The organism is Novosphingobium sp. FW305-C-111, from assembly GCF_058783565.1.
Window position 1 is genome coordinate 20,259 of the sequence record NZ_JBYSYP010000013.1, and the last position, 26,667, is coordinate 46,925.

24 protein-coding genes and 1 tRNA gene are annotated in these 26,667 nt (G+C 68.0%); 17 read left to right on the top strand and 8 right to left on the bottom strand.

Annotated features, from left to right (window positions below; translation table 11 throughout):
• Window positions 1–45 precede the first annotated feature (45 nt).
• The 5 genes from AC3WLD_RS14560 to AC3WLD_RS14580 are packed head-to-tail and all read left to right on the top strand — an operon-like array spanning window position 46 to window position 5,839.
• Window positions 46–465: an NAD(P)H-dependent oxidoreductase subunit E gene (locus AC3WLD_RS14560; RefSeq protein ID WP_492557696.1), complete on the top strand. Its 420-nt coding sequence runs from the start codon at window positions 46–48 to the stop codon at window positions 463–465.
• Window positions 462–1,976: an NADH-ubiquinone oxidoreductase-F iron-sulfur binding region domain-containing protein gene (locus AC3WLD_RS14565; protein WP_492557697.1), complete on the top strand. Its 1,515-nt coding sequence runs from the start codon at window positions 462–464 to the stop codon at window positions 1,974–1,976. The genes AC3WLD_RS14560 and AC3WLD_RS14565 overlap by 4 nt, the downstream gene beginning before the upstream one ends.
• Window positions 1,973–2,797, top strand: a complete 825-nt coding sequence (fdhD, locus tag AC3WLD_RS14570; protein WP_492557698.1) for a formate dehydrogenase accessory sulfurtransferase FdhD — start codon at window positions 1,973–1,975, stop codon at window positions 2,795–2,797. The genes AC3WLD_RS14565 and fdhD overlap by 4 nt, the downstream gene beginning before the upstream one ends.
• Window positions 2,787–5,624, top strand: coding sequence for a formate dehydrogenase subunit alpha (fdhF, locus tag AC3WLD_RS14575; RefSeq protein ID WP_492557699.1), 2,838 nt, complete (start codon window positions 2,787–2,789; stop codon window positions 5,622–5,624). The genes fdhD and fdhF overlap by 11 nt, the downstream gene beginning before the upstream one ends.
• Window positions 5,621–5,839, top strand: coding sequence for a formate dehydrogenase subunit delta (locus tag AC3WLD_RS14580; RefSeq protein ID WP_492557700.1), 219 nt, complete (start codon window positions 5,621–5,623; stop codon window positions 5,837–5,839). Before fdhF ends, AC3WLD_RS14580 begins: the two co-directional genes overlap by 4 nt.
• A 27-nt stretch (window positions 5,840–5,866) precedes the next feature.
• Here the strand turns inward: AC3WLD_RS14580 and AC3WLD_RS14585 are convergent.
• A tRNA-Pro gene (locus tag AC3WLD_RS14585) sits at window positions 5,867–5,943 on the bottom strand.
• A 109-nt stretch (window positions 5,944–6,052) separates the two neighbouring features.
• Between AC3WLD_RS14585 and AC3WLD_RS14590 the strand changes: the two genes are divergently transcribed.
• Entirely contained in the window at window positions 6,053–6,340 is a 288-nt protein-coding gene (locus AC3WLD_RS14590; protein WP_492557701.1) for a putative quinol monooxygenase, read from the top strand.
• 13 nt (window positions 6,341–6,353) lie between these two features.
• Here the strand turns inward: AC3WLD_RS14590 and AC3WLD_RS14595 are convergent, their stop codons facing one another.
• From AC3WLD_RS14595 to ypfJ, 4 genes are read right to left on the bottom strand one after another with little or no spacing between them, the layout of a single operon-like run.
• The gene (locus tag AC3WLD_RS14595; protein ID WP_492557702.1) at window positions 6,354–8,591 is read right to left on the bottom strand and encodes a TonB-dependent receptor; all 2,238 of its coding nucleotides are present in this window, start codon (window positions 8,589–8,591) and stop codon (window positions 6,354–6,356) included.
• Window positions 8,592–8,636: 45 nt separating this feature from the next.
• Window positions 8,637–9,041: a DUF2946 family protein gene (locus tag AC3WLD_RS14600; RefSeq protein WP_492557703.1), complete on the bottom strand. Its 405-nt coding sequence runs from the start codon at window positions 9,039–9,041 to the stop codon at window positions 8,637–8,639.
• Between the two features lie 43 nt (window positions 9,042–9,084).
• On the bottom strand, window positions 9,085–9,687 hold the full coding sequence (locus tag AC3WLD_RS14605) for a hypothetical protein (RefSeq protein ID WP_492557704.1): 603 nt from the start codon (window positions 9,685–9,687) through the stop codon (window positions 9,085–9,087).
• Between the two features lie 4 nt (window positions 9,688–9,691).
• Window positions 9,692–10,567: a KPN_02809 family neutral zinc metallopeptidase gene (ypfJ, locus tag AC3WLD_RS14610; RefSeq protein ID WP_492557705.1), complete on the bottom strand. Its 876-nt coding sequence runs from the start codon at window positions 10,565–10,567 to the stop codon at window positions 9,692–9,694.
• An 89-nt stretch (window positions 10,568–10,656) separates the two neighbouring features.
• Between ypfJ and AC3WLD_RS14615 the strand changes: the two genes are divergently transcribed.
• The 5 genes from AC3WLD_RS14615 (at window position 10,657) to AC3WLD_RS14635 (ending at window position 16,396) form a co-directional block, all read left to right on the top strand.
• Window positions 10,657–11,442, top strand: a complete 786-nt coding sequence (locus AC3WLD_RS14615; RefSeq protein ID WP_492557706.1) for a 3-hydroxybutyrate dehydrogenase — start codon at window positions 10,657–10,659, stop codon at window positions 11,440–11,442.
• 128 nt (window positions 11,443–11,570) lie between these two features.
• Window positions 11,571–13,079, top strand: coding sequence for a M28 family metallopeptidase (locus tag AC3WLD_RS14620; protein WP_492557707.1), 1,509 nt, complete (start codon window positions 11,571–11,573; stop codon window positions 13,077–13,079).
• Between the two features lie 80 nt (window positions 13,080–13,159).
• A complete protein-coding gene (gene guaB, locus AC3WLD_RS14625; protein ID WP_492557708.1) occupies window positions 13,160–14,617 on the top strand; it encodes an IMP dehydrogenase in 1,458 nt (485 codons plus the stop codon).
• A gap of 10 nt (window positions 14,618–14,627) precedes the next feature.
• Window positions 14,628–15,809 (top strand): RsmB/NOP family class I SAM-dependent RNA methyltransferase, encoded by a 1,182-nt coding sequence (locus AC3WLD_RS14630; RefSeq protein ID WP_492557709.1) that lies wholly within the window; start codon window positions 14,628–14,630, stop codon window positions 15,807–15,809.
• Window positions 15,810–15,889: 80 nt separating this feature from the next.
• Window positions 15,890–16,396 carry a tetratricopeptide repeat protein gene (locus AC3WLD_RS14635; RefSeq protein ID WP_492557710.1) on the top strand — a complete coding sequence of 169 codons (507 nt, stop codon included), beginning with the start codon at window positions 15,890–15,892 and terminating at the stop codon, window positions 16,394–16,396.
• 41 nt (window positions 16,397–16,437) lie between these two features.
• Here AC3WLD_RS14635 and AC3WLD_RS14640 read toward each other — a convergent pair whose 3' ends face one another.
• Window positions 16,438–16,923 carry an RNA pyrophosphohydrolase gene (locus AC3WLD_RS14640; protein ID WP_492557711.1) on the bottom strand — a complete coding sequence of 162 codons (486 nt, stop codon included), beginning with the start codon at window positions 16,921–16,923 and terminating at the stop codon, window positions 16,438–16,440.
• Window positions 16,920–17,864: an alpha/beta hydrolase gene (locus tag AC3WLD_RS14645; RefSeq protein WP_492557712.1), complete on the bottom strand. Its 945-nt coding sequence runs from the start codon at window positions 17,862–17,864 to the stop codon at window positions 16,920–16,922. The genes AC3WLD_RS14640 and AC3WLD_RS14645 overlap by 4 nt, the downstream gene beginning before the upstream one ends.
• 202 nt (window positions 17,865–18,066) lie before the next feature.
• Between AC3WLD_RS14645 and AC3WLD_RS14650 the strand changes: the two genes are divergently transcribed.
• Window positions 18,067–19,947, top strand: a complete 1,881-nt coding sequence (locus AC3WLD_RS14650) for a 2-oxoacid:acceptor oxidoreductase subunit alpha (RefSeq protein WP_492557713.1) — start codon at window positions 18,067–18,069, stop codon at window positions 19,945–19,947.
• Window positions 19,948–19,957: 10 nt separating this feature from the next.
• Complete coding sequence (locus tag AC3WLD_RS14655) at window positions 19,958–21,007, top strand: 2-oxoacid:ferredoxin oxidoreductase subunit beta (RefSeq protein ID WP_492557714.1); 1,050 nt, start codon at window positions 19,958–19,960, stop codon at window positions 21,005–21,007.
• Between the two features lie 101 nt (window positions 21,008–21,108).
• Here the strand turns inward: AC3WLD_RS14655 and AC3WLD_RS14660 are convergent, their stop codons facing one another.
• The gene (locus AC3WLD_RS14660) at window positions 21,109–21,837 is read right to left on the bottom strand and encodes a phosphatase PAP2 family protein (RefSeq protein WP_492557715.1); all 729 of its coding nucleotides are present in this window, start codon (window positions 21,835–21,837) and stop codon (window positions 21,109–21,111) included.
• A gap of 94 nt (window positions 21,838–21,931) precedes the next feature.
• Between AC3WLD_RS14660 and AC3WLD_RS14665 the strand changes: the two genes are divergently transcribed.
• Genes AC3WLD_RS14665 through AC3WLD_RS14680 form a run of 4 tightly spaced genes read left to right on the top strand, consistent with a single transcriptional unit; the run spans window position 21,932 to window position 26,584 of the window.
• Complete coding sequence (locus AC3WLD_RS14665; RefSeq protein ID WP_492557716.1) at window positions 21,932–22,918, top strand: hypothetical protein; 987 nt, start codon at window positions 21,932–21,934, stop codon at window positions 22,916–22,918.
• 6 nt (window positions 22,919–22,924) lie between these two features.
• Window positions 22,925–23,893, top strand: a complete 969-nt coding sequence (locus AC3WLD_RS14670) for a metal-dependent hydrolase (RefSeq protein WP_492557717.1) — start codon at window positions 22,925–22,927, stop codon at window positions 23,891–23,893.
• Between the two features lie 10 nt (window positions 23,894–23,903).
• Window positions 23,904–25,271 (top strand): cryptochrome/photolyase family protein, encoded by a 1,368-nt coding sequence (locus tag AC3WLD_RS14675; protein WP_492557718.1) that lies wholly within the window; start codon window positions 23,904–23,906, stop codon window positions 25,269–25,271.
• A 44-nt stretch (window positions 25,272–25,315) separates the two neighbouring features.
• Window positions 25,316–26,584, top strand: coding sequence for a class I SAM-dependent methyltransferase (locus AC3WLD_RS14680; protein ID WP_492557719.1), 1,269 nt, complete (start codon window positions 25,316–25,318; stop codon window positions 26,582–26,584).
• Window positions 26,585–26,667 lie beyond the last annotated feature (83 nt).

A 26,667-nucleotide genomic window follows, 5' to 3' on the forward strand; every position in this document is an offset into this window, starting at 1 on the left:
CGCATTTGATTTGACCACGCGTTGCCGGATCGGCAACCGTTCGGCATGACGACAGCGAGCCTAGAGGACATTCTCGCGCGCCACGAACGGCGCAAGGGAGCTCTCCTGCCTATCCTCCACGATGTTCAGGCTGCTTTCGGCCATGTCTCCGAGAGCGCGATGCAGACCGTGGCGGCAGCGCTCAACCTGAGCCGGGCAGAAGTCTACGGGGTCGTCAGTTTCTACCACGACTTCCGGCTCATTTCGGACGATCGTCGGGTGCTGAAGATTTGCCGGGCGGAGGCCTGCCAGGCGCGTGGGGTCGAGGCGCTGGTGGCGGATTTGCCCGAGCAATCCCGCATCAAGATAGAGACAGTCTATTGCCTCGGCATGTGTTCGGTGGGCCCGTGTGCACTGGACGGCGGCGCGGTCCATGCCCGGCTGGATAGGCCGAAGCTTGATGCCCTGATCGGGAGCCTCTCGTGACAATCGTACGGATCAGCGACGATTCGCTCGCGGTCGCCTGCGGGGCAGATGCCGTGGCAGCGGCGTTTGCGGCGGCGGGCTGCACGGTCGAGCGCGTGTCCAGCTGGGGCCTGCATTGGCTGGAGCCGCTTGCCGAAATCGACGGCTTCGGTTTCGGGCCGCTGGCTCCGTCCGACGTGGCCGGTGTTCTCGCCGGGACGAGTGCGCTGGCCATCGGGCGGATCGAGGAGCACCCGTTCCTCGCCGGACAGCAGCGCTTCACCTTCGCCCGCGCCGGACGCACCCGCTCGCTGAGCCTTGACGACTACGCGGCGACCGGCGGGTGGCAGGGCCTGGCGCAGGCTCGCCGGGTCGGACCTGCCGCGACGCTTGCGGAAGTGACTGCGTCCGGTCTGCGCGGCCGGGGCGGGGCGGGTTTCTCCGCAGGGGTCAAATGGCAGACCGTCGCCGACGCACAGGCCGGGCATAAATACATCGTCTGCAACGCCGACGAGGGCGACAGCGGCACTTTCGCCGACCGCATGGTCATGGAAGGCGATCCGTTCATGCTGATCGAGGGCATGGCCATTGCAGGTCTCGCGGTCGGAGCGGACGAGGGCTTCGTTTACATCCGCAGCGAGTACCCGCGCGCCATTGCCCAGATGGAGCAGGCGGTGGCGCTGGCCGCTGCAACGATCGCGCCGTTCCGCATCGAGATCAGGACGGGCGCCGGAGCCTATGTCTGCGGTGAGGAAACGGCCCTGCTCAACAGCCTCGAGGGCAAGCGCGGGGTGGTCCGGGCCAAGCCGCCGCTGCCCGCGCTGGAGGGCCTGTTCGGCAAGCCGACCGTGGTCAACAACGTCCTCACCCTTGCCGCCGTGCCGTGGATCATGGCCAACGGCGCCGCGGCGTATGCCGATGTCGGCTTCGGCCGCTCGCGGGGTACGATGCCGGTGCAGCTCGCCGGGAACATCAGGCACGGCGGCCTCTACGAGGTTGGCTTCGGCGTGACCCTCGGCCAGCTGGTCCACGAGATCGGCGGTGGGACAGCGAGCGGCCGGCCGGTCAAGGCGGTCCAGGTCGGCGGTCCGCTCGGCGCATACCACCCGCCCGCGGACTTCGACCTGCCGCTCGATTACGAGAGTTTCGCCGCGGCTGACGGGCTCATCGGCCATGCCGGGATCGTGGTGTTCGACGACACCGCCGACATGGGCGCGCAGGCGCGGTTCGCGTTCGCGTTCTGCGCCGCCGAATCCTGCGGGAAGTGCACGCCGTGCCGGATCGGCTCCACCCGCGGGGTCGAACTGATCGACCGGCTACGAACGGGGGCATCCCATCCGGTCGGCAGCGTCGAGGCGCTTCCGCAGATGCGCAACGCGCGCAAGGCGGCTGGCAGCCGGCAGGACGATCTGAACTTGCTCGACGACCTGCTCGAAACCATGAAGTTCGGCTCGCTCTGCGCGCTCGGCGGGTTTACCCCGTATCCGGTGGCCAGCGCACTGCGGCATTGGCCCGAGGATTTCGGCGAATGAAACCGGGCAGCGCTCTGATCGAGGTACGCGAGACCGCTTACAGCGCGCAATCGCGCCGCGGCGAGCGCACCGTCCCGGTCGAGATGCCGGTCGCGATCGAGGTCAACGGCATCACTTACGCGGTGATGATGGCGACGCCGACCGATCTCGAGGATTTCGTCACCGGCTTCGCGATGTCCGAAGGACTGGCGCGTGCGGACGAGGTCGGCGAGATTACCTTGCACGAGGTGCTGGACGGCACCGGTCTCGTGGCACGGATCAGCCTGCCGGCGGAACGGCTGCCGATCATCCTCGAGCGCAGCCGGCGGCGTCTGGGCGACAGCTCCTGCGGGATCTGCGGGATCGAGAGCGTCGAGGCGGCGCTGCGCCCGCTCCCGCCGCTCGCGGTGCCCTGTGCAATCGACCCCGGCGCGATTCGCCGGGCGCTGGGGCAGATGCATGAGCGCCAGAGCCTGGGATCCGCGACGGCGGCCAGCCATGCCGCCGCGTTTGCTTCGGCGACCGGCGAGGTCAGGATCGTCCGCGAGGATGTCGGCCGGCACAACGCGCTCGACAAGGTGATCGGTGCGCTGGCCCGTGGCGGGGATGAGGCCTCTACCGGTTTCCTGCTGGTCACCTCGCGCTGTTCCTATGAACTGGTCGAAAAGGCGGTGCGAGCCGGCTGTCCTCTGCTCGTATCCATCTCCGCGCCGACCGACCTCGCGGTTCGCCGGGCCCGGGCGGCGGGCCTGGCGCTGGCGGTGCTGGCGCGGGGCGACACGATGCACTGGGCCTCCGGGCCGGCCCTCGAACACGAAACGGAGTCCGCTGATGGGCTATGAACTGCAGGCTGACCTGGGCACGCCGCCCCGCAAGGGAGAGCCCGCCGTCACCCTCACGATCGACGGCCGCGCCGTGACCGTGCCCGAGGGCACGAGCGTGATGCGCGCCGCCGCCGAGATCGGCGGGGCCATTCCCAAGCTTTGCGCGACCGACCAGGTTGAGGCGTTCGGCTCGTGCCGGATGTGCTTCGTGGAAATCGAGGGCGTGCGGGGGATGCCGGCGAGTTGCACCACGCCGGTCCGCGAAGGCATGGTCGTGGCGACCCAGACCGCGCGGCTCGAGAAGATCCGCCGCGGGGTGATGGAACTCTACATCTCCGATCACCCGCTCGATTGCCTGACCTGCAGCGCCAACAACGACTGCGAACTGCAGGATACCGCTGCCCAGGTGGGCCTGCGTGACGTTCGCTATGGATATGACGGGGCGACCAACCTCGACCAGCAGGTCGATACCTCGAACCCCTATTTCGAATTCGATCCGGCCAAGTGCATCGTCTGCTCGCGCTGCGTGCGTGCCTGCGAGGAAGTGCAGGGCACGTTCGCGCTGACCATCGACGGGCGCGGGTTCGCCTCGAAGGTTTCGGCAGGGCTGGGTTCGGATAATTTCCTGTCGTCCGAATGCGTCTCGTGCGGCGCCTGCGTCGCCGCGTGCCCGACCGCGACGCTCAACGAAAAGGCGATCAAGGAGATCGGCAAGCCCGAGCGCGCTGTGGTCACGACCTGCGCCTATTGCGGGGTCGGCTGTACCTTCCGCGCCGAAATGCGGGGCCAGCAGCTGGTGCGGATGGTGCCGTGGAAGGACGGCAAGGCCAATCGCGGGCACTCCTGCGTCAAGGGTCGGTTCGCCTGGGGCTATGCCAACCACGCTGACCGGATTACGCAGCCGATGATCCGCGATTCCATCGCTGAGCCATGGCGCGAGGTCAGCTGGGACGAGGCGATGGCCTTCACCGCGCAGCGCCTCAACGCGATCAAGGCCGAGCACGGACCGGGCGCGCTCGGCGGGATCAGCTCGAGCCGCTGCACCAACGAGGAGGTCTGGCTCGTCCAGAAACTGGTGCGCGCTGGCTTCGGCTCGAACAACATCGACACCTGCGCGCGGGTCTGCCACTCGCCCACCGGCTACGGCCTGTCCAAGGCGTTCGGCACCAGCGCGGGCACGCAGGACTTCGACAGCGTCGAGGACAGCGACGTCATCCTGATCATCGGGGCCAACCCGACCGACGGGCACCCGGTCTTCGCCAGCCGGATGAAGCGGCGGCTGCGCCAGGGGGCCAAGCTGATCGTCATCGACCCGCGGCGGATCGACATGGTCCATTCGCCGCACATCGAGGCCGACTACCACCTCCCGCTCCAGCCAGGCACCAATGTCGCGATCATGACCGCTCTGGCGCACGTGATCGTCACCGAAGGGCTCGCCGACGAGGCGTTCATCCGCGAACGCTGTGACTGGGATGAGTACCAGGACTGGGCGCGCTTCGTCTCCGACCCGCGCCATGCGCCGGAAACGCTCGAGGCAGTGACCCGGGTGCCCGCTGCCGAAGTCCGCGGTGCGGCGCGGCTGTTCGCGACCGGTGGCAACGGTGCCATTTACTACGGCCTCGGTGTCACCGAACACAGCCAGGGCTCGAGCACTGTGCTCGCCATCGCCAACCTGGCGATGGCGACCGGCAATATCGGCCGCCGCGGGGTCGGGGTGAATCCCCTGCGCGGCCAGAACAACGTCCAGGGCTCGTGCGACATGGGATCGTTCCCGCACGAACTGCCCGGCTATCGCCATATCGCCAACGGTTCGGTCCGCTCGCTGTTCGAGCAGGACTGGGGCGTCGCGCTCGATCCCGAACCGGGCCTGCGCATCCCCAACATGCTCGATGCGGCGGTCGATGGCACCTTCAAGGCGCTGTACGTGCAGGGCGAGGATATTCTCCAGAGCGATCCGAACACCCGCCATGTCGCCGCGGGGCTCGCGGCGATGGAGCTGGTCATCGTCCACGACCTGTTCCTCAACGAGACCGCCAATTACGCCCACGTGTTCCTGCCGGGCAGCACCTTCCTTGAAAAGACCGGCACCTTCACCAACGCCGAACGGCGCATCCAGATGGTGCGGCGGGTGATGGATCCGGCCAACGGGTACGAGGACTGGGAGGTCACGCAGCTCCTCGCCAACGCGATGGGGCTCGATTGGAACTATGACCACGCCTCGCAGATCATGGACGAGATCGCGCGCCTGACGCCGACCTTCGCGGGCGTCAGCCATGCCCGGCTCGATGCCGAGGGCGGGCTGCAGTGGCCGGTGAACGAGAGCGCGCCGGACGGCAGCCCGATCATGCACGTGGGCGGCTTCGTGCGCGGCAAGGGCAAGTTCGTGGTGACCGAATACATCCCCACCGACGAGAGGACCGGCCCCCGTTTCCCGCTGCTCCTGACCACGGGCCGCATCCTCAGCCAGTACAACGTCGGCGCCCAGACCCGGCGCACCGCCAACTCGGTCTGGCACGAGGAGGACGTGCTCGAAATTCACCCCACCGATGCCGAAAACCGCGGGCTGCAATCCGGCGACAGGGTCCGGCTGGCCTCACGGGCAGGGGAAACCACCTTGCGCGCGCTTGTCACCGACCGGGTCGCTCCCGGCGTGGTCTATACGACCTTCCATCACCCGGACACCCAGGCCAACGTGGTCACCACCGAAAACTCCGACTGGGCGACCAATTGCCCGGAATACAAGGTCACGGCGGTCCAGGTCTCGGCCTCGAACGGCCCGTCCGAATGGCAGCGTGACTATGCCGCACAGGCCCGCGAAGCGCGGCGGGTAGAGCACGCCGGATGAGCGCCGGCAGCACGGCCCATATCGTCCGGATGGCCAACCAGATCGCCGCGAACCTCGCTGCCCGCGGGCACGACGAGGCGGTTCGTGAAACTGCGGTGCATATCCGCCAGTTTTGGGATCCCCGGATGCGCGCCGCGTTGATGGCCGTCGATGCGGACGAACTGTCGCAAATCGCGCAGGAAGCGCGGCAGCAGCTTCAGGTAGAGGCCGGATAAGACCACAAAGCGCGCGGCTGTTGCGAGTGGTCGGGGAGACAGGATTCGAACCTGCGACCCTCTGCTCCCAAAGCAGATGCGCTACCAGGCTGCGCTACTCCCCGACTGGGGCTGCGCCTTAGGCGATTGCGGCGGGGCGGCGCAAGCGTTACCTCGGTCCGCGTGCGCCGCCGATGCGGGCATGACCTGACCATGCGCAAAAGGAATGCCCGAATGCTCGCAGTGATCGCCACCCTGCCGGTCAAGCCGGAAGCCGCCGCCGAATTCGAAGCGGCTTTCGCCGAGCTTGCCGCCGAGGTCCGCAAGGAAGAGGGCAACCGGCTGTACCAGCTTGCCCGCAAGCGGGACGCCGAAGATGTCTATGTGGTGATGGAGCTTTACACCGATCAGGACGCACTCGATTTCCACGGCAAGACCCCGCATTTCGGCGCGTTCTTTGCCAAGGCCGGAGGCATGCTGGCAGGCAAACCGGTGATCGAAATGCTCGACACGGTGGGCTGACCCGCCAGCCGCTTCACAGCTTCCAGCGAACCGAGCCCGTGACCGACCGCTGCGGGAACGGGTGGAACAGGAAGTAGCGGTCGTTGCCGAGGTTATCGATGCCGACCGCCAGTTCGACGTGGTCGCTCACCGTCCAGGTCATCCGCAGGTCGACCACCGCGTACTTGTAGAAACCCTGCCAGGTGTTTCCGACCGTGTCGGCGTTGTCGAGCGTGCCGTAGTTGCGGCTCGACATTCGGGCAGCCGCCGTCAGCGAGACCGACGGAACCGGACGCCAGGTGACGACCGCGTTCGCCTTCCAGTGCGGCACGCTCGGCAGCAGCTTGCCGATGGAAGCGGGAAAAGCGGCATTCGCGCTGGTCACGGCGTCGGCGTACGTCACGCTCGCGGCGAGATCGAGGCCGGGGAAGACGTCGCGGCGGTCGATGGCGACCTCGACCCCGCGGGCGCGGGTGCGGTCGACGTTCTGGACGAAGCTGACCGAGGTGGTGACGTTCGATCCGTTGGGCTGGGTGACGGTGACCGGCGCGGATTGGGCGATCAGCGCGTCGTCGATCACTTCGTCGAACAGGGCGATCCGGGCGAAACCGTGGCCATCGCGGTATTCGGCCGCCAGCTCGCCCGACCGCGCGCGTTCGGGCCGCAGGTTCGGGTTAGGATTGGCGAGGACGGTGCCGACGGTCGTCGCCTGGTAGAGCTCGCCGACGGTTGGGAAGCGCCACGCCTGCCCGAACGAGGCGCGGATCGTCCAGGCCGGTGCAGGCCGCCACGCCAGCGTCGCCTTGGGCGAGAACTTCGCCGCGCTGCGTTGAGGTTGGGCGATGCCGGGGTTGGCGGCGGACGTCTGGTTGAACCCGCCGAACGCGCGCCACCACTCCTGCCGTGCGCCGAGGGTGAGCGTCAGCGGTTCGGCGAGCCGCCATTCGTCCTGCAGCCACAGCGCGGCCGTGCGGGTCTTGCCGAGCGAGGCGGCGGTGCGGGTGCCGGCTACTGGCTCGCGCCAGTCGGCCACGGCAAAGGTCCGCGTCCGGAGGTCGTAGCGGTCGATGTGTCCGCCCAGCGATACCGCATGGTCGCCCTGCCGCAGCGTGCCGCGCGCGTCGAGCGTCCACCACCCGGTGCCGTCCTGCCGCTGTTCCTGCCCTGCTCCGCCGCCGAGCGATGCGGGGAGGGCGGTGGCCGGGCTGGCCTGGCGGTCCTTGGCATAGTCGAACAGGGTGCCGATCACCTGCCAGTCGAACCGCTCGCCGCGCCCGTCGAAAGCCAGCGCGTGTGACAGGTGGCGCTGCTCGCGGCGATAGACGCCGGCGTTGAAGCCGCTGGTGAAGACGGCGTCGCCCGCGGCGTTGCGCAGGTAGCTCTCGGCCCGCGCGTCGGTGGTGTGGAACACGGCGGCCAGCGTGTAGCTCGCCCGCACGGTGTCGGTGAGGTCGTAGGCCAGCTTGAGCCGGGCAGTGGTCTCTTCGTGGTGGTCGATGTCGCTGGCGCCCAGCACCTTGGTGGGGGCGCCGAGCCGGGTCAGGCCGGGTATTGCTCCCGTGGTGCCGGCGGGCGCGCTGGCCGCGACGACATAGGAGACCGGCTGGCCGTTGCTGATCGTATGGGCCGCGGACAGCGTCCACGCCAGCCGCCCGCTGCGGTCTCCCAGCGATGCCGAGAACTGCCCGGTCGGCAGCTTCAGTTTCGTGCCGTACTGTTCGTGCCACTGATGGTTGAACAGGGCAGTTGCTTGCGCCTCGAGGCTGTCGGGCATTCGCGTGGTAATCGCGACGACGGTGCCGATCGAGTTGCCCGAATAAGCAGCGGAGAACGGGCCGTAGAGCACGTCGATCCGCTCGACCTGCTCGGTCGCGACGAGGTTCCACCTGGGGCTGGCGTTGCCGTTGTTGTTGCCGATCAGTGCCGACAGCAGCGCGCCGTCGGCGTAGATCAGGCTGCGCGCGCTCGCGCCAAGCCCCGAGGTACGCGTGGCGATCGGTGCGAAGTTGTCGCCGATCGAGCGCTTGCGGATGACCAGGCTCGGCAGGTACTTGAGCGTGTCCTCGATACTGACCGCGTTGACCTGCGCGGCGATGCGCTGGGCGTCGATGCTGACGCTCGTCGCGGGTGTTTGCGCAGCCGTCTGGTCGGGCTTTTCGCCGGTGACGATGATGCCGGGGCGCTCGATGTCCTCGACTTCGGCGGCATAAGCGGGTGTGGAAACGAGGGCCAGCGCGCAGGCAAGCGCGCGGTGCGAAGTGTACATGGACATGTCCTGAACTCGACTGAGGGTGCGCCGAAGCGGCGCAAACGGGGCTCAGGCGAGGGCAGGCGGTCCCCTCAAGGGCGGACGGACATGGGCGCGGCCGAGAAGCGCCAGGGGCCGGGTCGCGGCAAAGCCCAGCGCAATGATGAACGCCAGGGCGAGGGCAAGCTGGAACGCATCGGCTCCGGCGAGCGGCGTGTATGCCGACCCGGCCCACGGGCAGTGGTCCTTGGCCTGCTTGGCCGCATCGCTGCCTGCGTCATGCTTCATCGGGATGGCGATGGCCTTCGAAATGGTCTGCCCCATCGCTTCGGCGCAGATCTCGATCTGGAAGACCTTGCTCTGGCTGCCGACCATCATCCCCGTCGGCACCACCACCTTCATGCACAGCGCCAGCGCGATCACCGTGAAGGCGATCCACCGGCGGGCATGGAGGAAGGCGCGCAAGCGATGCATGGCCGCGCCGCTAGCCGAAGCTGGCAGCCCTGTCACCAGCGGATCAGCGCCGCTCGTCCTTCTTCTTCTTCTGCTTCTTCGCATCCTTGGCGGCTTCGGCGGCGAGCCGGTCCGCTTCGCGCTTGGCGGAGATCTCCGCCGACTCGCGGGCGGTGGCGGCGCGCGCGGGGTAGTTGCAGCCCTTCTGCTGGCCGACGCCTTTCAGGAAAGCCCGGCGCACCGAGCCCGCATAGATCGCGGCGTTCCATTCGCGCTGGGCGGCGTTGGCTCCCGATACTTCGCGGATGATTCCGCCGAACGGGATCAGCGAGCCGACGATGGCCTTGCCGATGTTGCCGGCGGAATTGCCGCGCTTTTCGCCGTCGGTCTTGGGATCGACCACGTCGATGTCGTCGCCGAGAACCCCGTCAAGCGCCACAATGGCCGAGCCAATCGCCGAGCACCGGGTCAAGCCGGTGAGATCATAGGGTTTGGCCCGCGCCTCGACGAGCAGCGGCGGGATTTCGTCCTTCTTGATGTTCATGTCGCTGAGCGGCTTGGTCGCAACATCCTCCGCCGTGACGTTTTTGGGATCGATCGCCGTCTGGGCGGCAGCCGGAACAGCGGACAGGACTAGCATAGCGGCGAAGGCGGGGCGCAGTTTCATTATATCAGTTCCTCAGGTCGCCGAAGGTGTCGCAGGCGTCTTCGTTGCCGCTCTCGATGCCCTTGCGCAGCCATTCCATGCGCTGGGCGCTCGATCCGTGGGTGAAGGCGTCCTCGACCGGCCGCTGGCCGGCGCTCTTCATCAGCGTATCGTCGCCGATCTGGTGCGCCGCGGTCAGGCCCTCCTCGAGGTCACCGGGCTCGATCCGGTCGCGGTTCTTGGCGGCCCAGACGCCGGCATAGCAGTCGGCTTGTAGCTCCAGCCGCACCGAGAGCTGGTTGGCGCGCGAGGGATTGGCCCGCGACGCGCTCTGCACCTGGCCCGAAAGGCCGAGGATGTTCTGGATATGGTGGCCATATTCGTGGGCGATCACGTAATCGCGGGCAAAGTCGCCCTTCGCGCCGAAGCGCTGGTCGAGTTCCTTGTAGAAGTCGGTATCGAGATAGATGCCATTGTCGCTGGGGCAGTAGAACGGCCCCATCGCGCTTTGCGCTGCGCCGCACCCGGACCGGCCGGACTGCGCATAGAATACCAGCTTGGGCGTCTCGAGCCGCTGCCCGGCCTGGGCGAAGATCGTCCCCCAGGTCTTGTTGAGCGAGGACAGCGCGTCGCAGCTTTCCTTGCTGAATTCATCGACGGTGCAGCTTTCTTCCAGGCTTTTGCCGCCTTGCGGGCCCGCGGCCTGGCCGCTGCCGGCCTGCTGCTCGACGCTGCCGAGCATCTGCATCGGATCGACGCCGAATATTACCGAGGCGATCAGGACGATGACGAGCGTTCCGCAGCCGAGCTTGCCCCCGCCGCCGAACGGCAGGCCGAAGCCGCCGCCGCTGCCGCGCTGGTCCTCGACCTTGATCGAGTTGTCGAAATCGTCGAGCCGCATGTTTTCTGGTCCCCTTTGCCGCTGGACAACTTGCTGCAGTGCAGCGATTGCCGGTGGCCATATTTGCACACAAATCACGGAGTCGGCGAATGTTCCTTCAGGGCAAAACAGCGCTTGTCACTGGCTCGACTTCGGGCATCGGCCTGGCCTGCGCGCGGGCACTGGCAGCGGAAGGCGCGAACGTCGTCGTCAACGGCTTTGGCGAGGCCGACGCGATCGCGGCAATCTGCTCTGAACTGCAGGCGGTGAGCGGCGCCGGGGCGATCCACATCGGGGCGGACCTGACGAAGCGCGATGGCACCGAAGCACTGATGGCCGGCGCGGCCGAGGCGTTCGGCGGGGTCGATATCCTCGTCAACAACGCGGGCATGCAGCACGTCGCCCCGATCGAGGAATTCCCGGTCGAAAAGTGGGACGCGATCATCGCGCTCAACCTCACTGCCGCGTTTGACGCTTGCCGGCTCGCCGTGCCGCACATGAAGGCGAAGGGCTGGGGGCGGATCATCAACACCGCCAGCGCCCACTCGGTTACCGCTTCGCCGTTCAAGGCAGCCTATGTCTCTGCCAAGCACGGGCTGATGGGCCTGACCCGCACGCTCGCCCTGGAACTCGCGACCGACGGGATCACCGCCAACTGCATCAGCCCGGGCTATGTCTGGACACCGCTGGTCGAAAACCAGATCCCCGACACGATGAAGGCTCGGAACATGAGCCGCGAGGAGGTGATCCGCGATGTCATGCTGGTCCGCCAGCCGACCAAGCAATTCGTGCAGCCCGAACAGGTGGCGGCGATGGCGCTGTTCCTGTGCGGGGACGCGGCGGCGCAGATCACCGGCGCGAACATGAACATGGACGGGGGCTGGACCGCCGAATAGCCGCAAATCGGGGTGATGCCGTAAAGCCGCGCTTCATCCGCGAAGCGCCATTGCGGACGAGGCGGAACTTGCGCCGTCCTCGCGCTTTTGTCAGCACGAGTGCCACGACGAAGCGAGAGGACTGGGCGATGAGTCGTTGGCGGCACGGTGGGTACGCGGGGCGCGTTGCGCTTGCGCTCGCCGCGCTGTCTCTCATTGCGGCGGCGCCCCGAGCCAAGGTCGATCCGGTCGAGGCCGAACTGCGCGCACACATCGAAACCCTCGCCAGCGACGACTTCGACGGGCGCGAGCCGGGGACCGATGGCGAAAGCAAGACGCTGCGCTATCTCGCGCGGACCTGGTTCGACCTCGGGCTCGTGTCCGGCACCAACACCCCCGGCAAGGACTGGTTCGCGCCGGTCGAACTGGTCGAGCGCACGCCGCTTGCCAGCCGCGTTACCTTCATGCGTGGCAAGAAGAAGATCGCGCTGCCCGAAGGCGCGGTGTTCCTGGTGACGTCGGGCCTGCGCGGGCTCGTCCAGAACGCGCCGGTCCTGTTCGTCGGCAACGGCACCGGCCCGGTCCCGCCCCGCGCGGAACTGTCGGGCCGCATCGCCCTGATGCTCGACAAGCTTCCTGCGGGCATGGAACCGTCCGACCGCGCGGGGCAGCTGCTCGACGGCGGCGCGGCGGCGGTCATCACCGTTCTCGACGGCGAGCACGTCCTCGAAGACATCATCGCCCGCCGCCAGCGCGCCGGTTACGCGCTCGTCGGAGACAGCCTTGGCGGCGATCTCGAGGCGTTCGTCTCGACCACCACCGCGGCCACGCTGCTCGGCGGTGGCAGCGATGTGGCGACGCTCCAGAAGCAGGCCGCCGCACCCGATTTCGCGCCGCGGCTGCTCGGCTTCACCGCAACGCTCGAGGCGACCAGCCGAGAAACCCGCATCGCCACGCACAACCTGATCGGGCGGATTCCCGGCAGGAACCCCGCTGCCGGCGCTGTCCTGCTGCTCGCTCACTGGGATCACTTCGGCGAATGCGCCTCGCCCCCTGCCGAGGACCTGATCTGCAATGGGGCGATCGACAACGCCAGCGGCGTTGCCTCGATCACCGAGGTGGCGCGGGCGATCTCGCGCGGGCGGCAGCTCGACCGCGACGTCTATGTCCTCGCCACTACCGGGGAGGAGCTTGGCCTGCTCGGCGCGAAGGCCTTTGCCGAAAACCCGCCGCTGCCGCTGGGCAAGATCGTCGCGGCGTTCAACGTCGACAGCAACGCCCTAGTGCCCAAAGGCCTGCCCTTCACGATCATCGGTCGCGGCATGACCGGCCTCGACGGCGATATCGAGAAGGTCGCTAGGCGGATGAAGCGCAAGGTTGTCGCCGACGACAGCGCGAACATCTACGTCCGCCGCCAGGATATCTGGGCGCTGATGCAGCACGACGTGCCGACGGTCATGGTCAGCACCGCCTATTCCGATCCCGAGCGGCTCAACCGCTTCATGGAAAACACCTACCACCGCCCCACCGACCAGGCCGGGGCAATCGAGCTGGGCGGAACGGTGGACGATGTCGCCATGCTCACCGAACTGGTGCGCTGGTTTGGCAGCACGAAGAGCTATCCCGGCCCCACTGCAAAGCCGGCCAAAACCCCCTAGCCACCGCGCGCTCGCCTGTTTACATGGGCCGCCACGAATCTCCCCGGGCCTGCCCGGTATGCAACGGAAGTGGCGCACACATGGACATCCCCCTCGGCCTGACCTTCGACGACGTGCTGCTGCGTCCGGCCGAGTCCGACATGCTGCCCACCCAGGCCGATACCCGCACCCGACTGACTCGGGGCATCTCGTTGAACATGCCGGTGATTTCCTCGGCAATGGACACCGTGACCGAAGCCGACATGGCGATCGTCATGGCCCAGATGGGCGGGATCGGCGTGCTCCATCGCAACATGACGATCGAAGAGCAATGCGCCGCGGTCCGCGCGGTCAAGCGCTTCGAGAGCGGGATGGTCGTCAACCCGATCACGATCGCCCCCGACGCCACGCTGGGCGAGGCGCAGGCGATCATGAAGGCCAACCGGATCAGCGGCATCCCGGTGGTTGAGGCATCGGGCAAGCTGGTCGGCATCCTCACCAACCGCGACGTCCGGTTTGCCGACAACCCGGCCCAGCCGGTGCGCGAGCTGATGACGCATGAGAACCTTGCGACCGTCCGGCTCGGCTCCAGCGGCGACGAAGCGCGCCGCCTGCTCCACCAGCGGCGGATCGAGAAGCTGCTGGTCGTGGATGACGCCTTCCACTGCATCGGCCTGATCACGGTCAAGGACATCGAAAAAGCGGTGACCTTCCCCAACGCCACCAAGGATGCCGCCGGCCGCCTGCGCGTCGCCGCCGCGACCACGGTCGGCGACAAGGGCTTCGCCTTCACCGAAGCGCTGATCGAGGCGGAGTGCGATGTCATCGTCATCGACACCGCTCACGGCCACAACAAGGACGTTGCCCGCGCTGTCGAGCGGGTCAAGAAGCTGTCGAACGCGGTCCAGATCGTCGCCGGCAACGTCGCCACGGCGGAGGCGACTCGCGCACTGATCGAGGCCGGGGCCGACGCGGTCAAGGTCGGCATCGGGCCGGGCTCGATCTGCACCACCCGCATCGTCGCCGGCGTCGGCGTGCCCCAGCTCACCGCGATCATGGACTGCGCAGGCGAAGCCTCGAAGTCGGGCGTCCCGGTAATCGCCGACGGCGGCCTGCGCACCTCGGGCGACGCGGCCAAGGCGATTGCCGCCGGGGCCTCGACGATCATGGTCGGCTCGATGCTCGCCGGTACCGAGGAAGCGCCGGGCGAGACGTTCCTCTACCAGGGCCGCGCCTACAAGTCGTACCGCGGAATGGGCTCGGTGGGCGCAATGGCGCGTGGCAGTGCCGACCGCTATTTCCAGCAGGACATCAAGGACACGATGAAGCTCGTGCCCGAAGGGATCGAAGGCCAGGTGCCCTACAAGGGCCCGGCCAAGGACGTGATCCACCAGCTCGTCGGCGGGATCAAGGCGGCGATGGGCTATACCGGCTGCCGCACGATCGACGAGCTGCGGACAAACGCCCAGTTCGTCCGCATCACCGGCGCCGGCCTGCGTGAGAGCCACGTCCACGACGTGACGATCACCCGCGAGGCGCCCAACTACAAGGTAGGTTGAGGAGCGGGGCATGACCCCCGCCGCCCGGGTCCAGTCGGCCATCGAGATCCTCGACGAGGTCATCGCCTCCGCGCGCCGGGGCGGGACTTCGGCGGACCGGATTGCGGCCGAGTGGTTCCGCGCCCACCGCTTTGCCGGGTCCAAGGACCGCCGTGCGATCCGCGACCTGGCATGGGCCGCCATCCGCGCCTGCGGTGAGGTGCCGGTGTCGGGCCGCGCCGCGATGCTGCGGCTGGCGGAAGGCGATGCGACCCTCGACGCGCTGTTCTCGGGCGAAGGGTATGGCCCTGCGCCGATCTCGCCAGGCGAACCGGTCGCCGAAGCCGGCGCCGCGCCGCGCTGGCTCGCGGAACGCCTCGCTGCGTCGGCGCTGGATCACGCCGAGCAGGCCGCGCTGCTCACCCGCGCCCCGCTCGACCTGCGCGCCAACCGGCTCAAGACCTCGCGCGGGGAACTCGCCGCCAGCCTCCCGGAGCAGGCTGAATTCACCGCCGCGCCCGATGGCCTGCGATTGGCCCACGGCACCCCGGCGGAAAGCTGGCCTCAGTTCGCCGCGGGCCTGTTCGAGGTGCAGGACGCCGGCAGTCAGATCGCTTGCATGGCGCTCGATGCCCGGCCCGGCGAGCGGATCGTCGATCTCTGCGCCGGGGGCGGGGGGAAGACGCTCGCGCTGGCGGCGGCGATGGACAATCGCGGCGAGTTGCTCGCCTGCGACATCGACCGGGCGCGGCTTTCGCGCCTGCCGGATCGCGCGGCGCGCGCCGGGGCGGCGGTCGAAACCCGGCTGCTCGATCCCGGCAAGGAAACCGCGATGCTGGCCGACTGGGTGGGCAAGGCGGACGGCGTCCTGGTCGACGCGCCGTGCTCCGGAACGGGGACCTGGCGGCGCAACCCGGAGGCGCGCTGGCGGCTGTCGCCCGAGGCGCTCGGCCGGTACGCCGCGATGCAGGACGGCGTGCTCGACATTGCGGCAGGACTCGTCCGGCCCGGTGGGCGGATCGGCTTCATCACCTGCTCTCTGCTCGACGTAGAGGGCGCGGACCGGGTTGAGGCGTTCCTCGTCCGCCATCCCGGCTGGACCGCCGAGGCGCTTTCCCCGCCATTAGGCCGCGCGCGGGGGCAGGGCTGGCGGCTGACCCCGCTCCACGACGGAACAGACGGGTTTTTCTTCACGCGACTGAGGCGGCTGTGATAGAGCCCATTGCCATGGACGAGGGATCGCATAGTCTGCGCCCCGGGCCCGGTCGCGGGTCCCGGCTCAAGGAGTTCGTGATGCGCTATTACCCCGCTGCCCTGGCCCTCTCGCTGCTCGCCGGCGTGACCGCGAGCATGGGGTCGGCCAAGGTCGCAGACGCGGTCGATCCGCGCGCGCAGGCCCTGCTGACGAGCGGACGGGCACTGCTCGCACAAGGCCAGGTGTCGGAAGCGACCGACCAGTTCGAGGCCGCGCTGGCGGTCGATCCGGGCTATGTCGGCACCTACCTCGCGCTGGCCGAGGCGGCGCGCAAGGACGGGCTGCAGGGCAAGGCGATCCATTACTACCGCGTGGCGCTGTCGCGCGACCCGAACAACCTCGCCGCGATCTCGGGCGAGGGCGGGGCACTGGTCGAAAAGGGCGCGGTCGAAAAGGCCCGCCGCAACCTCGCCCGGCTCGAAGGTCTGTGCGGCAAGCGATGCACCGAAACCCAGCAACTGACCGCCGCGATCGCCAAGGGCCCGCAGCCCAAGGTACTGTCGGCCGAAGCGGTCACGCCGGAACCGACGGTCGAAGCGAACTGATCCAAGGCAGCGCCCCCGCCTTCGCGGGGACACCGTTGCATTCAGATCAACCCGCGAAACGCCTCGAGCACCTGCCGGTAAACCCGCCGCTTGAACGGCACGATCAGCTCTGGCAGCTCCTCCGGCTCGACCCACCGCCAGTCGCAGAACTCGGCCGGATCGTGCGCGTCGAGGCGGATGTCCTCGTCTGCCCCGTTGAAACGTAGCAGCAGCCAATGCTGGCGCTGGCCGCGATAGCGCCCCTTCCACAGCTTGCCGATCAGGTGATCGGGAAGATCGTAGAGCAGCTCGTCCTGCGTCTGTGCGATGACCGAAACGAGATCGGGCGAGACGCCGGTCTCCTCCATCAGTTCGCGCATGGCCGCAGGGTGAAGCGCCTCACCGTCATCGATCCCGCCCTGCGGCATCTGCCAGGCGTCGCCCTCCTTGCTGTCGATGCGCTTCCCGACGAACACCCGGCCTTCGGCGTTCACCAGCATGACGCCGACGCAGGGGCGGTACGGCAGGGCGGCGTGCGGGTCGCTCATGCGTTTCGCTCGAGCATGTAGCGGATCGCCTTGACGATCCGCGCGAGGTCGTCGTTGGCGCTCGGCAGGGCCTTGCGCAGGGTCGTGAAGCCGTGGACGGTGCCTTTCATCTCGATAAAGGTCACGTCTGTCCCGGCGCGGATCAGCTGGGCGGCATAGGCACGTCCGCTGTCGCGCAGAGGGTCGAGCGAAGCGGTGACGAGAACCGTCGGCGGCGCCTTGGCGTGGTCGCCGGCGATCGGGAACGCGCGCGGATTGCCGACCTCGCCCCTGTAGCTCGACATGAAGTATTCCATCGTGTCCCGCGTCAGGATGAACCCGTCCGAGAACGCGGCATAGCTTTCGTGCCCCTCGCGTTCGTCGGTGGCGGGGTACATCGCGACCTGGAGGATGACCGGCACCGCGGCCGGCTCGTCGGCCAGAGCCTGGGTGACCACGATCGCAAGGTTTCCGCCGGCGCTGTCGCCGATCGGGATGAGGCTGGTTACCTCGCGGCCCAGCTCTGCCGGGCTGCCGGCAATCCACCGCGTCGCGGCCTCGGCATCGTCGGGCGCGGCGGGGAAGGGGTTTTCCGGCGCAAGGCGATAATCGACCGCCACCAGCGGCAGGTCGAGCTCGGCCGCGAGTTCGCGGCACAGGCTGTCGTGGGTGTCGAGATCGCCGATCACGAACCCGCCGCCGTGGTAGAACACCAGCGCCGGGCCAGGGCCGCGGCTCTCGCGTGGGTCGTAGAGCCGCAGCGGAATATCGCCCGTCGGGCCGGGGCAGGTGAAATCCTTCACGGTGGCCAGCGGGCGCGCCTCGACATCGCCGATGGCCTTCAAGGCGCGGTATCCGCCGCGGCCTTCTTCAGGTGTCAGCTGGCTGATGGGGGGAGCACCGTTGTTGTTGAGGAAGTCCAGAAAAGCCCTGACATCGGGACGGACAAACGGTTCGCTCATGAGAATCGCTCTCTCGGTGTGGATATGCTTTGCCGCCGTGACGTAGGTTGCCAATTGCGCCTTGACTACCCGTGCGTATGCGAATCTAGCTGCAGGACCCTGTTTGCCGGGAAAGAGTTTTTCTACTTTGCCCCGGCCCAGGCAAAGAACGATAGGCGACGTCGGCTACCGGGTGCAGACCGGCGCGCAGCAGAGGAATTTCATGGCTACTCTCGTTGATGGACCGGAAGCGCTGACGGGCGGCAAGGACGCCCCGGCTCCGGAAGCGGTTGTCGTCCGTTTCGCCGGCGACTCCGGCGATGGCATGCAGCTCACCGGCGGCCAGTTCACCTTGTCGACCGCGCTGGCCGGCAACGACCTCGCCACGTTCCCCGATTTTCCAGCCGAGATCCGCGCGCCGCAGGGCACGCTGTTCGGCGTCTCCGCGTTCCAGATCAACTTCGGCTCGACCGACATCGAGACCGCGGGCGATGCGCCCGACGTGCTGGTGGCGATGAACCCGGCGGCGCTCAAGACCAATGTCGGCGCGCTCAAGAAGGGCGGCCTGATCATCGTCGATACCGGCGAGTTCACCAAGCGCAACCTCGAGAAGGCGAAGTACGAGGTCAGCCCGATCGACGACGGCAGCCTCGCCGCGTGGCAGGTGCTGGCGTTCGACATTTCCGCGCTGACCGTCGAGGCGGTGAAGCCCTTCGGGCTCGGCAACAAGGACGCGCTGCGCTGCAAGAACATGTGGACGCTCGGCCTGGCGCTGTGGATGTTCGACCGTGACCGGCAGCCGCTGATCGACTGGCTCAACCAGAAGTTCGCCAAGAACAAGGTGCTGGCCGACGCCAACGTCGCGGCGCTCAACGCCGGTCACGCCTATGGCGAGACGGCGGAGATCGCCGGACCGCTCAAGCAGTATCATATCGAGCCTGTTAAGAGCGAGCCGGGCCTTTACCGTACGGTGACCGGCGCGGAATCGATCAGCTATGGCCTCGTCGCGGGCGCGCAGCTGGCCGGCCTGCCGATGTTCTTCGGCGGTTACCCGATCACCCCTGCTTCGGCGATCCTGCACCACCTCGCCCGGCTCAAGGAGTTCGGCGTCACCACCTTCCAGGCGGAAGACGAGATTGCCGCGATCTGCTCGGCGATAGGTGCGAGCTATGCGGGCCAACTCGGCGTCACCAGCTCGTCCGGCCCCGGCATCGCGCTCAAGGGCGAGGCGATGGGCCTTGCCGTGATGACCGAGCTGCCGCTGGTCATCGTCAACTCGCAGCGCGGCGGGCCCTCCACCGGCCTGCCGACCAAGACCGAGCAGTCGGACCTCTACCAGGCGGTCTATGGCCGCAACGGCGATACCCCGATGCCGGTCATCGCCGCGCGCTCCGCTTCCGACTGCTTCGAGGCGGCGATCGAGGCCTGCCGCATCGCGGTTCAGTTCATGACCCCGGTCATGCTGCTGACCGACGGCTACATCGCCAACGCCGCCGAGCCGTGGAAGGTGCCCGATCCCTCGACGCTCAAGCCGTTCCCGGTCTCGTTCCTCGAGACGGAAAACGGTGAGGGCCGCGTGCTCCCCTACAAGCGCGACGAGCGCGGGGTGCGGCCGTGGATCAAGCCCGGCACACCGGGCCTGATGCACCGCATCGGCGGGATCGAGAAGGCGGTCGACACCGGCGATCTCGACTATTCGCCGGCGGTTCACCAGCTCCAGACCGATGCCCGCAAGTCCAAGGTCGATGGCGTCGCCGCCTCGATCCCCGATCAGGGCGTGGAACTGGGCGAGACCAGCGGCAAGCTGGTCGTCGTCGGCTGGGGTTCGACTTACGGCCCGATCCACCAGGCCGTGCGCCGCGCCCGCCGCAAGGGGCTCGAGGTCAGCCACGTCCACATTCGCCACATCTGGCCGATGCCGAACAACCTCGGCGACCTGCTGCGCGGCTACGAGCGCATCCTGGTGCCCGAAATGAACACCGGCCAGCTCAAGACCGTGCTGCGCGACCAGTTCCTGGTCGACGCCAAGCCGCTCAACAAGACCAGCGGCCAGCCCTTCACCATCGCCGAGCTTGAAGCGGCGATCGCCAACGCGCTGGCGTGAGGACTTTCCGATGAACGACATGACCCCCATCGCCAAGCTGACCATCAAGGACTGGGAAAGCGACCAGGAAGTTCGCTGGTGCCCGGGCTGCGGCGACTACGCGATCCTCAAGGCCGTGCAACGCACGATGGTCGATCTCGGCAGCGATCCGGCGCAGACCGTGTTCGTATCGGGCATCGGCTGCTCGAGCCGGTTCCCGTACTACATGGCCTCTTACGGCTTCCACACGATCCACGGCCGCGCCCCGGCGTTCGCCACCGGCATCAAGCTCGCCAACCCGGAGCTCGACGTCTGGCTGGTGACCGGTGACGGCGACGGCATGAGCATCGGCGGCAACCACACGATGCACGTCATCCGCCGCAACCTGAACACCCAGATCCTGCTGTTCAACAACGAGATCTACGGCCTGACCAAGGGCCAGTACTCGCCGACCAGCCGGGTCGGCACGGCCTCGCCATCGACCCCCGGCGGCTCGGTCGACCGGCCGGCGCAGCCCTGTGCGTTCGCGCTCGGCGCGGGCGGGCGGTTCATCGCGCGCGGCTTCGATGTCTCGAAGCACCTGCCCGACGTGCTCAAGGCCGCCCACGCCCACAAGGGCGCGGCGTTCGTCGAGATCTTCCAGAACTGCATCGTCTACAACAAGGACCGCTTCGAGGACTTCGCCGCCCCCAAGGGCGCGGAAGACCGCCAGCTCTGGCTCAAGGACGGCGAACCGATGCTGTTCGGCAGCGAGAAGACCGGCGGGATCAAGGGCATCGCCCTCGATACCGAGCGCCTGACGCTCAAGGTCGTCGATGTGGTCGATGGTGACTGGCAGGCGGCGGGCGTGATCGTCCACAATGTCACGAACAAGGCCGTCGCACACATGCTGGTGGAAATGCCGTTCGGCCCGTTCCCGATGGCGCTCGGCGTGATCTACGACGACCCCGCGCCGTCGTTCGAGGACTCGGTCCTCACCCAGAACCGCAAGCTGGCGGAAGGCAAGAAGGCGGACCTCGCCAAGCTGCTGGCGACCGGCCAGACCTGGACGGTCAGCGGCACGGCTGCCGATCCGATCTGAGACCTTGCTGGTCCCCGCACAGGCGGGGACCTTGTGCCGCAAACGGGAAGCCCGATTGATGGAGGTCTCCGGCTTCGCGGGGACGCGTTTGCGGTTGGTGGCTAGTTTTCAGGATGCGGCGTCACCGCGTCCAACTGTTCTGAGGCCTGCTCCGCCATCGCCCTCGCCGGCCTGTGCAGTAGCGCCGACGCCGCGAAGGCCCAGCCGGCGCCGCCCAGCCAACCGGCGGCAACGTCGGTGGGGAAGTGCACGCCGAGCCACACCCGGCTCACCGCGATTCCCAGCGTCAGGACGATTGCGCACGACACCAGCGTCCAGCGCACCGCATGGCGTGGGCTCATCGCCGCGAAAGCGAGGGCGATGGCGATATAGACCACCGCCGAATTGAAGCTGTGCCCGCTGGGGAAGCTCATCCCGCCCGCCTCGGTCAGGTGCGGCACGATCTCGGGCCGGGCGCGGCCGACCGAGACCTTGACCAGGGTGTTGACGATCCACCCGCTGGCGATGGTCGCGGCGAGCAGCACCGCCTCGCGCCGCAGCCGCAGGAACAGCAGCGCGGCGAGCACGCCCAGCGTCACCAGCGAGCGCAGCAGCACGCCGCCGAGCGCCGTGAGGTCGCGCACCGCTTCGAGCAGCCATTTCGGGCCGTCGGGCGAAAGGTCCGGCCCGGCGCGCCAGAACAGCAGCCCGAGCTCGTCGATCCCGGTGCTGCGACCGCTTTCGACCAGCCACACGACCACCGCGAACCCCGCCCAGCACACGGCGGCGGCCATCCACGCATGGCGCGGGTCGATGCGATAGCTGCGAGCTTGCGGCGCGGGCGAAGTCATTGCGGGGGCAATGCTCGCACGCCGCCCCGGTTCCGGCAACCGGAGCGGAGGTGATCCGGCTTGCGCAGCGGCGGGCAGGGTGCGAGCAAGCGGCATGGGCTTGCTTCGCTCCGTGCTGATGACCATGGCCGCGCTCTTTCCGGTCGCGGCATCGGCCGACGACAGGCCGGCCTATTCGCTGGTCGCGGCCGGTTCGGTCAGCACGACGCCATCGTACGAGTCGGCCTGCGGCGACGATGCGATCTGCGACCGGCTTTCGTGGGGCGCATTCCTCGGCTCGCGGACGCTGGCCGGGCCGGACCTCGGCGAGCACTTCGGCGCGGCCATCGTCGTGCACCTTCCGGTCCGCAATGAGCCGATGCTGGTGGTGGTCGAGCCGCTGGGGGGCGGTGAGTTTCGCGTCGCCGCGCGCGGGCGTTGGAACCCGGAAACCGGCCTTGCCTGTGTCGACGGGCGCGAGCTCGACCGGATCGGTTTTCACCCCATGGGCGATGGGATCATCGAGAGCGACTTCGGCCCCTGTGCGAAGATCGAGCGACTGGGCGGCCTCGCCTCGATTGCCACGCCGGTCATGGCGATCACCGCCGAGCAGGTTGCGGAGCTTGGGAAACCGGCTGCCGCGCCGCCCTTCACGCTGGCGAAGCACAGCGAAGAGTCGGGTCCGGTCGTTCTTGCCGAAATCCGCACCCGGCGCGGCTATCCCAACGGCGAATGGTGGTGCCCGCCCGACACCGACTGGGAAACCGACATCTGCCTGGGAGCGAGCATCATCATCGCGCCTGGAAAGCTAATCCGCCGGCTGGGCGCGACGCCCGATGCCGATGCGATCTACGAGCGGGGCAAGTTCAAATTCATCGGCGGCCACGCCATCCGCTATGTCGACGGCGGTCACTATGTCGCCGCGGTCGAGCAGACCGACGAGGATTACTGGTACATCCAGTGGCAGGTGCCAGTGCGAAAAGGCCGGTTCTGCCTCTCGCCGGACGCCATCGTGCACTACGGCATGACCAGCGACCTGCCCGCGACCATCGACGAGGACGGCGGGCGCTGCTTTTCCCTGCGTGACGCGAAGAGGCGATAGGACGGCATGGACAACCTCACCCATTCGCTGATCGGCGCCGCGCTCGGGCAGGCGGGGCTCAAGCGCAAGTCGGGGCTGGCGATGCCGGCGCTGATCCTCGCCGCGAACCTGCCCGACATCGACGCGCCCTGCGCGCTGTGGGGGATCGAGGCTCTGGCGATGCGGCGTGGCCTCAGCCACGGGCCGATCGCGCTGCTGCTCCTCCCGCCGTTGCTGGCGTGGCTGCTGGTGCGATTCGACGCTTGGCAGGCAGCGCGGGGCAAGCGGCCGCCGGGACGTGAGCCGGTGCGTTTCGGCTGGCTGGTGGCGCTCTGCTATATCGGCGCGCTGACCCATCCGCTGTTCGACTGGTTCAACAACTACGGCATCCGCCTGCTCGAACCGTTCTCGCGCCGCTGGTTCTATGGCGACACGCTGTTCATCGTGGACGTCTGGATCCTTGCGATACTGGGGGCCGGCGTCGGCCTCTCGATCTGGCGTGAACGACGGGGCCGATCCTGGCGCTGGCCCGCGGTCGGCGCGATTGTCGGCTTAACCGGCTATTGCGTCCTCAATATGCTCACGTCTGCTGGCGTGCTGATGACTTTGCAAATCAATTCGAAAGGGCCCGTGAACAAGGGCTTCCCCCGATACGAAACCGCGATCGCGCTGCCCCGGCCGATCTTCCCGTGGAAGCGGGACATTCTGGTCGGCGCCAATCACGAATGGGTCGTGATCGCTGCAGAAGATGTCCCGAGTCTCAGCAATGCCCGCCGACTGACGACAAATCTGTGTGCCTGGCCTGACGTCGACCGGCTCAAGCAGTCCCGACCCGAGCTGGCCGCATTCCTGTTCTGGTCAAGAGCACCCTTCGTGGAACGCGAAGGCACCGGGATCGTATTTCGTGATGCTCGGTTCTACGATCCCCGCATCCGGGACAGGTTCTCGGTGACGGTCCCGGAAGAGCCCTGCGGGCCCGCAAAAAGCCAGTGGTGATCTCCGCCCCATGACTTCCCCCGTCATCGTATGGCTGCGCCGCGACCTGCGCCTGGCCGACCAGCGCGCGTTCCTTGCTGCTGCCGAGGCCGGGCCGGTGATCCCGGTCTATGTCCTTGACGACGATACGCCCAGGCATCGGCGGATGGGCGGGGCCTCGCGCTGGTGGCTGCATCACAGTCTTGCCAGCCTCGACGCGGATCTCAGGAAACTCGGCTCGCGGCTGGTCCTGCGGCGGGGGAAGAGCGACGAGGAACTGGCGGCAGTGGCGCAAGAGGCCGGGGCAAAGGAAGTCCACTGCCTCGCCCACTACGAACCGTGGTGGCGCAATGCGGAAAAGGCAGTGGCGAAGCGGCTCACGCTCCATTGCCATGACGGCAACTACCTTGCCCCGCCCGGCACGATCCGCACCGGGAGCGGCGGCCTGTTCAAGATCTACACCCCGTTCTGGCGCGCGCTCTCCACCCATATGCCGCCGCCCGAGCCGCTGGCTGCGCCGACGAAACTCGCCGCGCCGGTCAAGTGGCCGCGCAGCGTTGCGCTGGACGACTGGCAGCTCCTACCGGCCAAGCCCGACTGGGCCGCCGGCTTCCGCGCCGAATGGATCCCGGGGGAGGGCGGCGCGCACGATCGCCTCGCCGACTTCGCCCGCATCGCTGCCCGATATGAGCAGCAGCGCAACCTCCCTTCGATGGAAGGCACTTCGCGCCTTTCCCCGCATTTCCACTTCGGCGAAATCTCGCCGGCCGCCTGCTGGCACGCCGCAATGGGCAAGGGCGGATCGGTCGGCACCTTTCTCGGCGAGCTCGGCTGGCGCGACTATGCCCAGAATGTGATCCTCCAGTATCCGGACTATGGCGCTAACAACGCCCGCGAGGCCTATGACGCGCTGCGCTGGCGCGACGGCGCGGAGGCCGACCGGGACCTCGCCGCGTGGCAGCAGGGCCGCACCGGCTACCCGATCGTCGACGCCGGGATGCGCCAGCTCTGGACGACGGGATGGATGCACAACCGCGTCCGGATGATCGCGGCCTCGTTTCTGGTGAAGCACCTGCTGATCGACTGGCGGCGCGGCGAGGAGTGGTTCTGGGATACTCTGGTCGATGCCGACTATGCCTCGAATGCGGTCAACTGGCAGTGGACGGCGGGGACCGGTGTCGATTCCAACATGTTCGTGCGGATCATGGCCCCGCTCACCCAGTCCGAAAAGTTCGATGCGGCGGGTTATATCCGTGAGTGGGTGCCGGAACTGGCACACCTTCCCGACAGCGAAATCCATGACCCCGCGCGCCGGCCCAAGGGTTATCCCGCAATGATCGTCGGTCACCGCGAGGCGCGTGAGCGGGCCCTTGCCGCACATGCCGCGATGAAGGCGTGACAGAGGCGATTGCAGGCGGACGAACGACGCGCCATATCGCCCCCATGAATGCGCACGGTTCGCTCAGGGGGAAAGAGCTTGTCGGCGGGGGCCGCGCTGCGCAGGCAGGCGCAGGCTGGCTCGCACGGCTCATCGCGGGAGGCTTCCGCAAGGTCATCGACCGTATCGACGCGGGGCTGGAGGCCGGTTCGATCCTCGCCACCCTGCCCGACGGTTCGACCCGACTCGTCGGCGGTCGCGGTCCCGGCCCCGCGGCCGAAATCGCGATCCGCGACTGGCGCGCGCTGGTGCGGCTGGCGACCGGCGGCTCGGTCGGCTGGTACCAGGCGTGGGAACTGGGCGAGTGGGACTCGCCCGATCCCGTGCCGATCTTCGACCTGTTCATGCGCAACGCCGCGACGCTGGGATCGACGGGCCGCGCCAAGGGGCCGTGGCGGCTCGCCGGCAAGCTGGTCCATCTGGCGCGCCGCAACAGCCGCAAGCAGGCCAAGCAGAACATCGGCGCGCACTACGACCTCGGCAACGATTTCTATCGCCAGTGGCTCGACGAGACGATGAGCTATTCGAGTGCGCTGTGGGATGGCCTGCCGGCAAGTGCCCCGCTGGCCGAGGCGCAGCGGCGCAAGGTCGATGCGCTGGCGGACCGGCTGGCGCTGTCGCCCGGCGACAGGGTTCTCGAGATCGGCTGCGGCTGGGGCTATCTCGCCCGGCGGCTGGCGGAGACGAAAGGCGCGAGCGTTCTCGGCATCAGCCTTTCGGACGAGCAACTGGCATGGGCGCGCGAGCACCTGCTGGCGGGCCTCGCCGGGCAGATCGAATATCGCCACGAGGACTACCGCGATGTCACCGGCAGCTTCGACGCGGTCGCCAGCGTCGAGATGGTCGAGGCGGTCGGGCGCGAATACTGGCCGTCGTGGTTCGACTGCGTGGCCCGTTCGCTGAAGCCCGGCGGGCGCGCCGCGGTGCAGTACATCTCGATCCGCGACGACCTGTTCGAGGACTACGCGGCCAGCGCCGACTTCATCCAGACCTATGTCTTCCCCGGCGGCCTGCTGATCCGCACCAGCGAGTTCCAGCGGCTTGCCGCGGAACGAGGCCTGTCGTGGCAGGATCAGCTCGACTTCGGGCTCGACTATGCCGAGACGCTCCGGCTGTGGCGCGAACGGTTCGATGCGGCGGTCGAGGACGGGCGGCTCCCCGCCGGGTTCGACCAGCGGTTCGTGCGGCTCTGGCGGTTCTACCTGATGTACTGCGAGGGCGGCTTCCGCGGCGGCGGGATCGACGTGTCGCAGGTGACGCTGGTGAAGGGCTGACTTGCCCCGTCACCAAACCGCTCGTCATTGCGAGGCCTCAGGCCGAAGCAATCCAGAGCGACTCGGATGCTCCTGGATTGCCG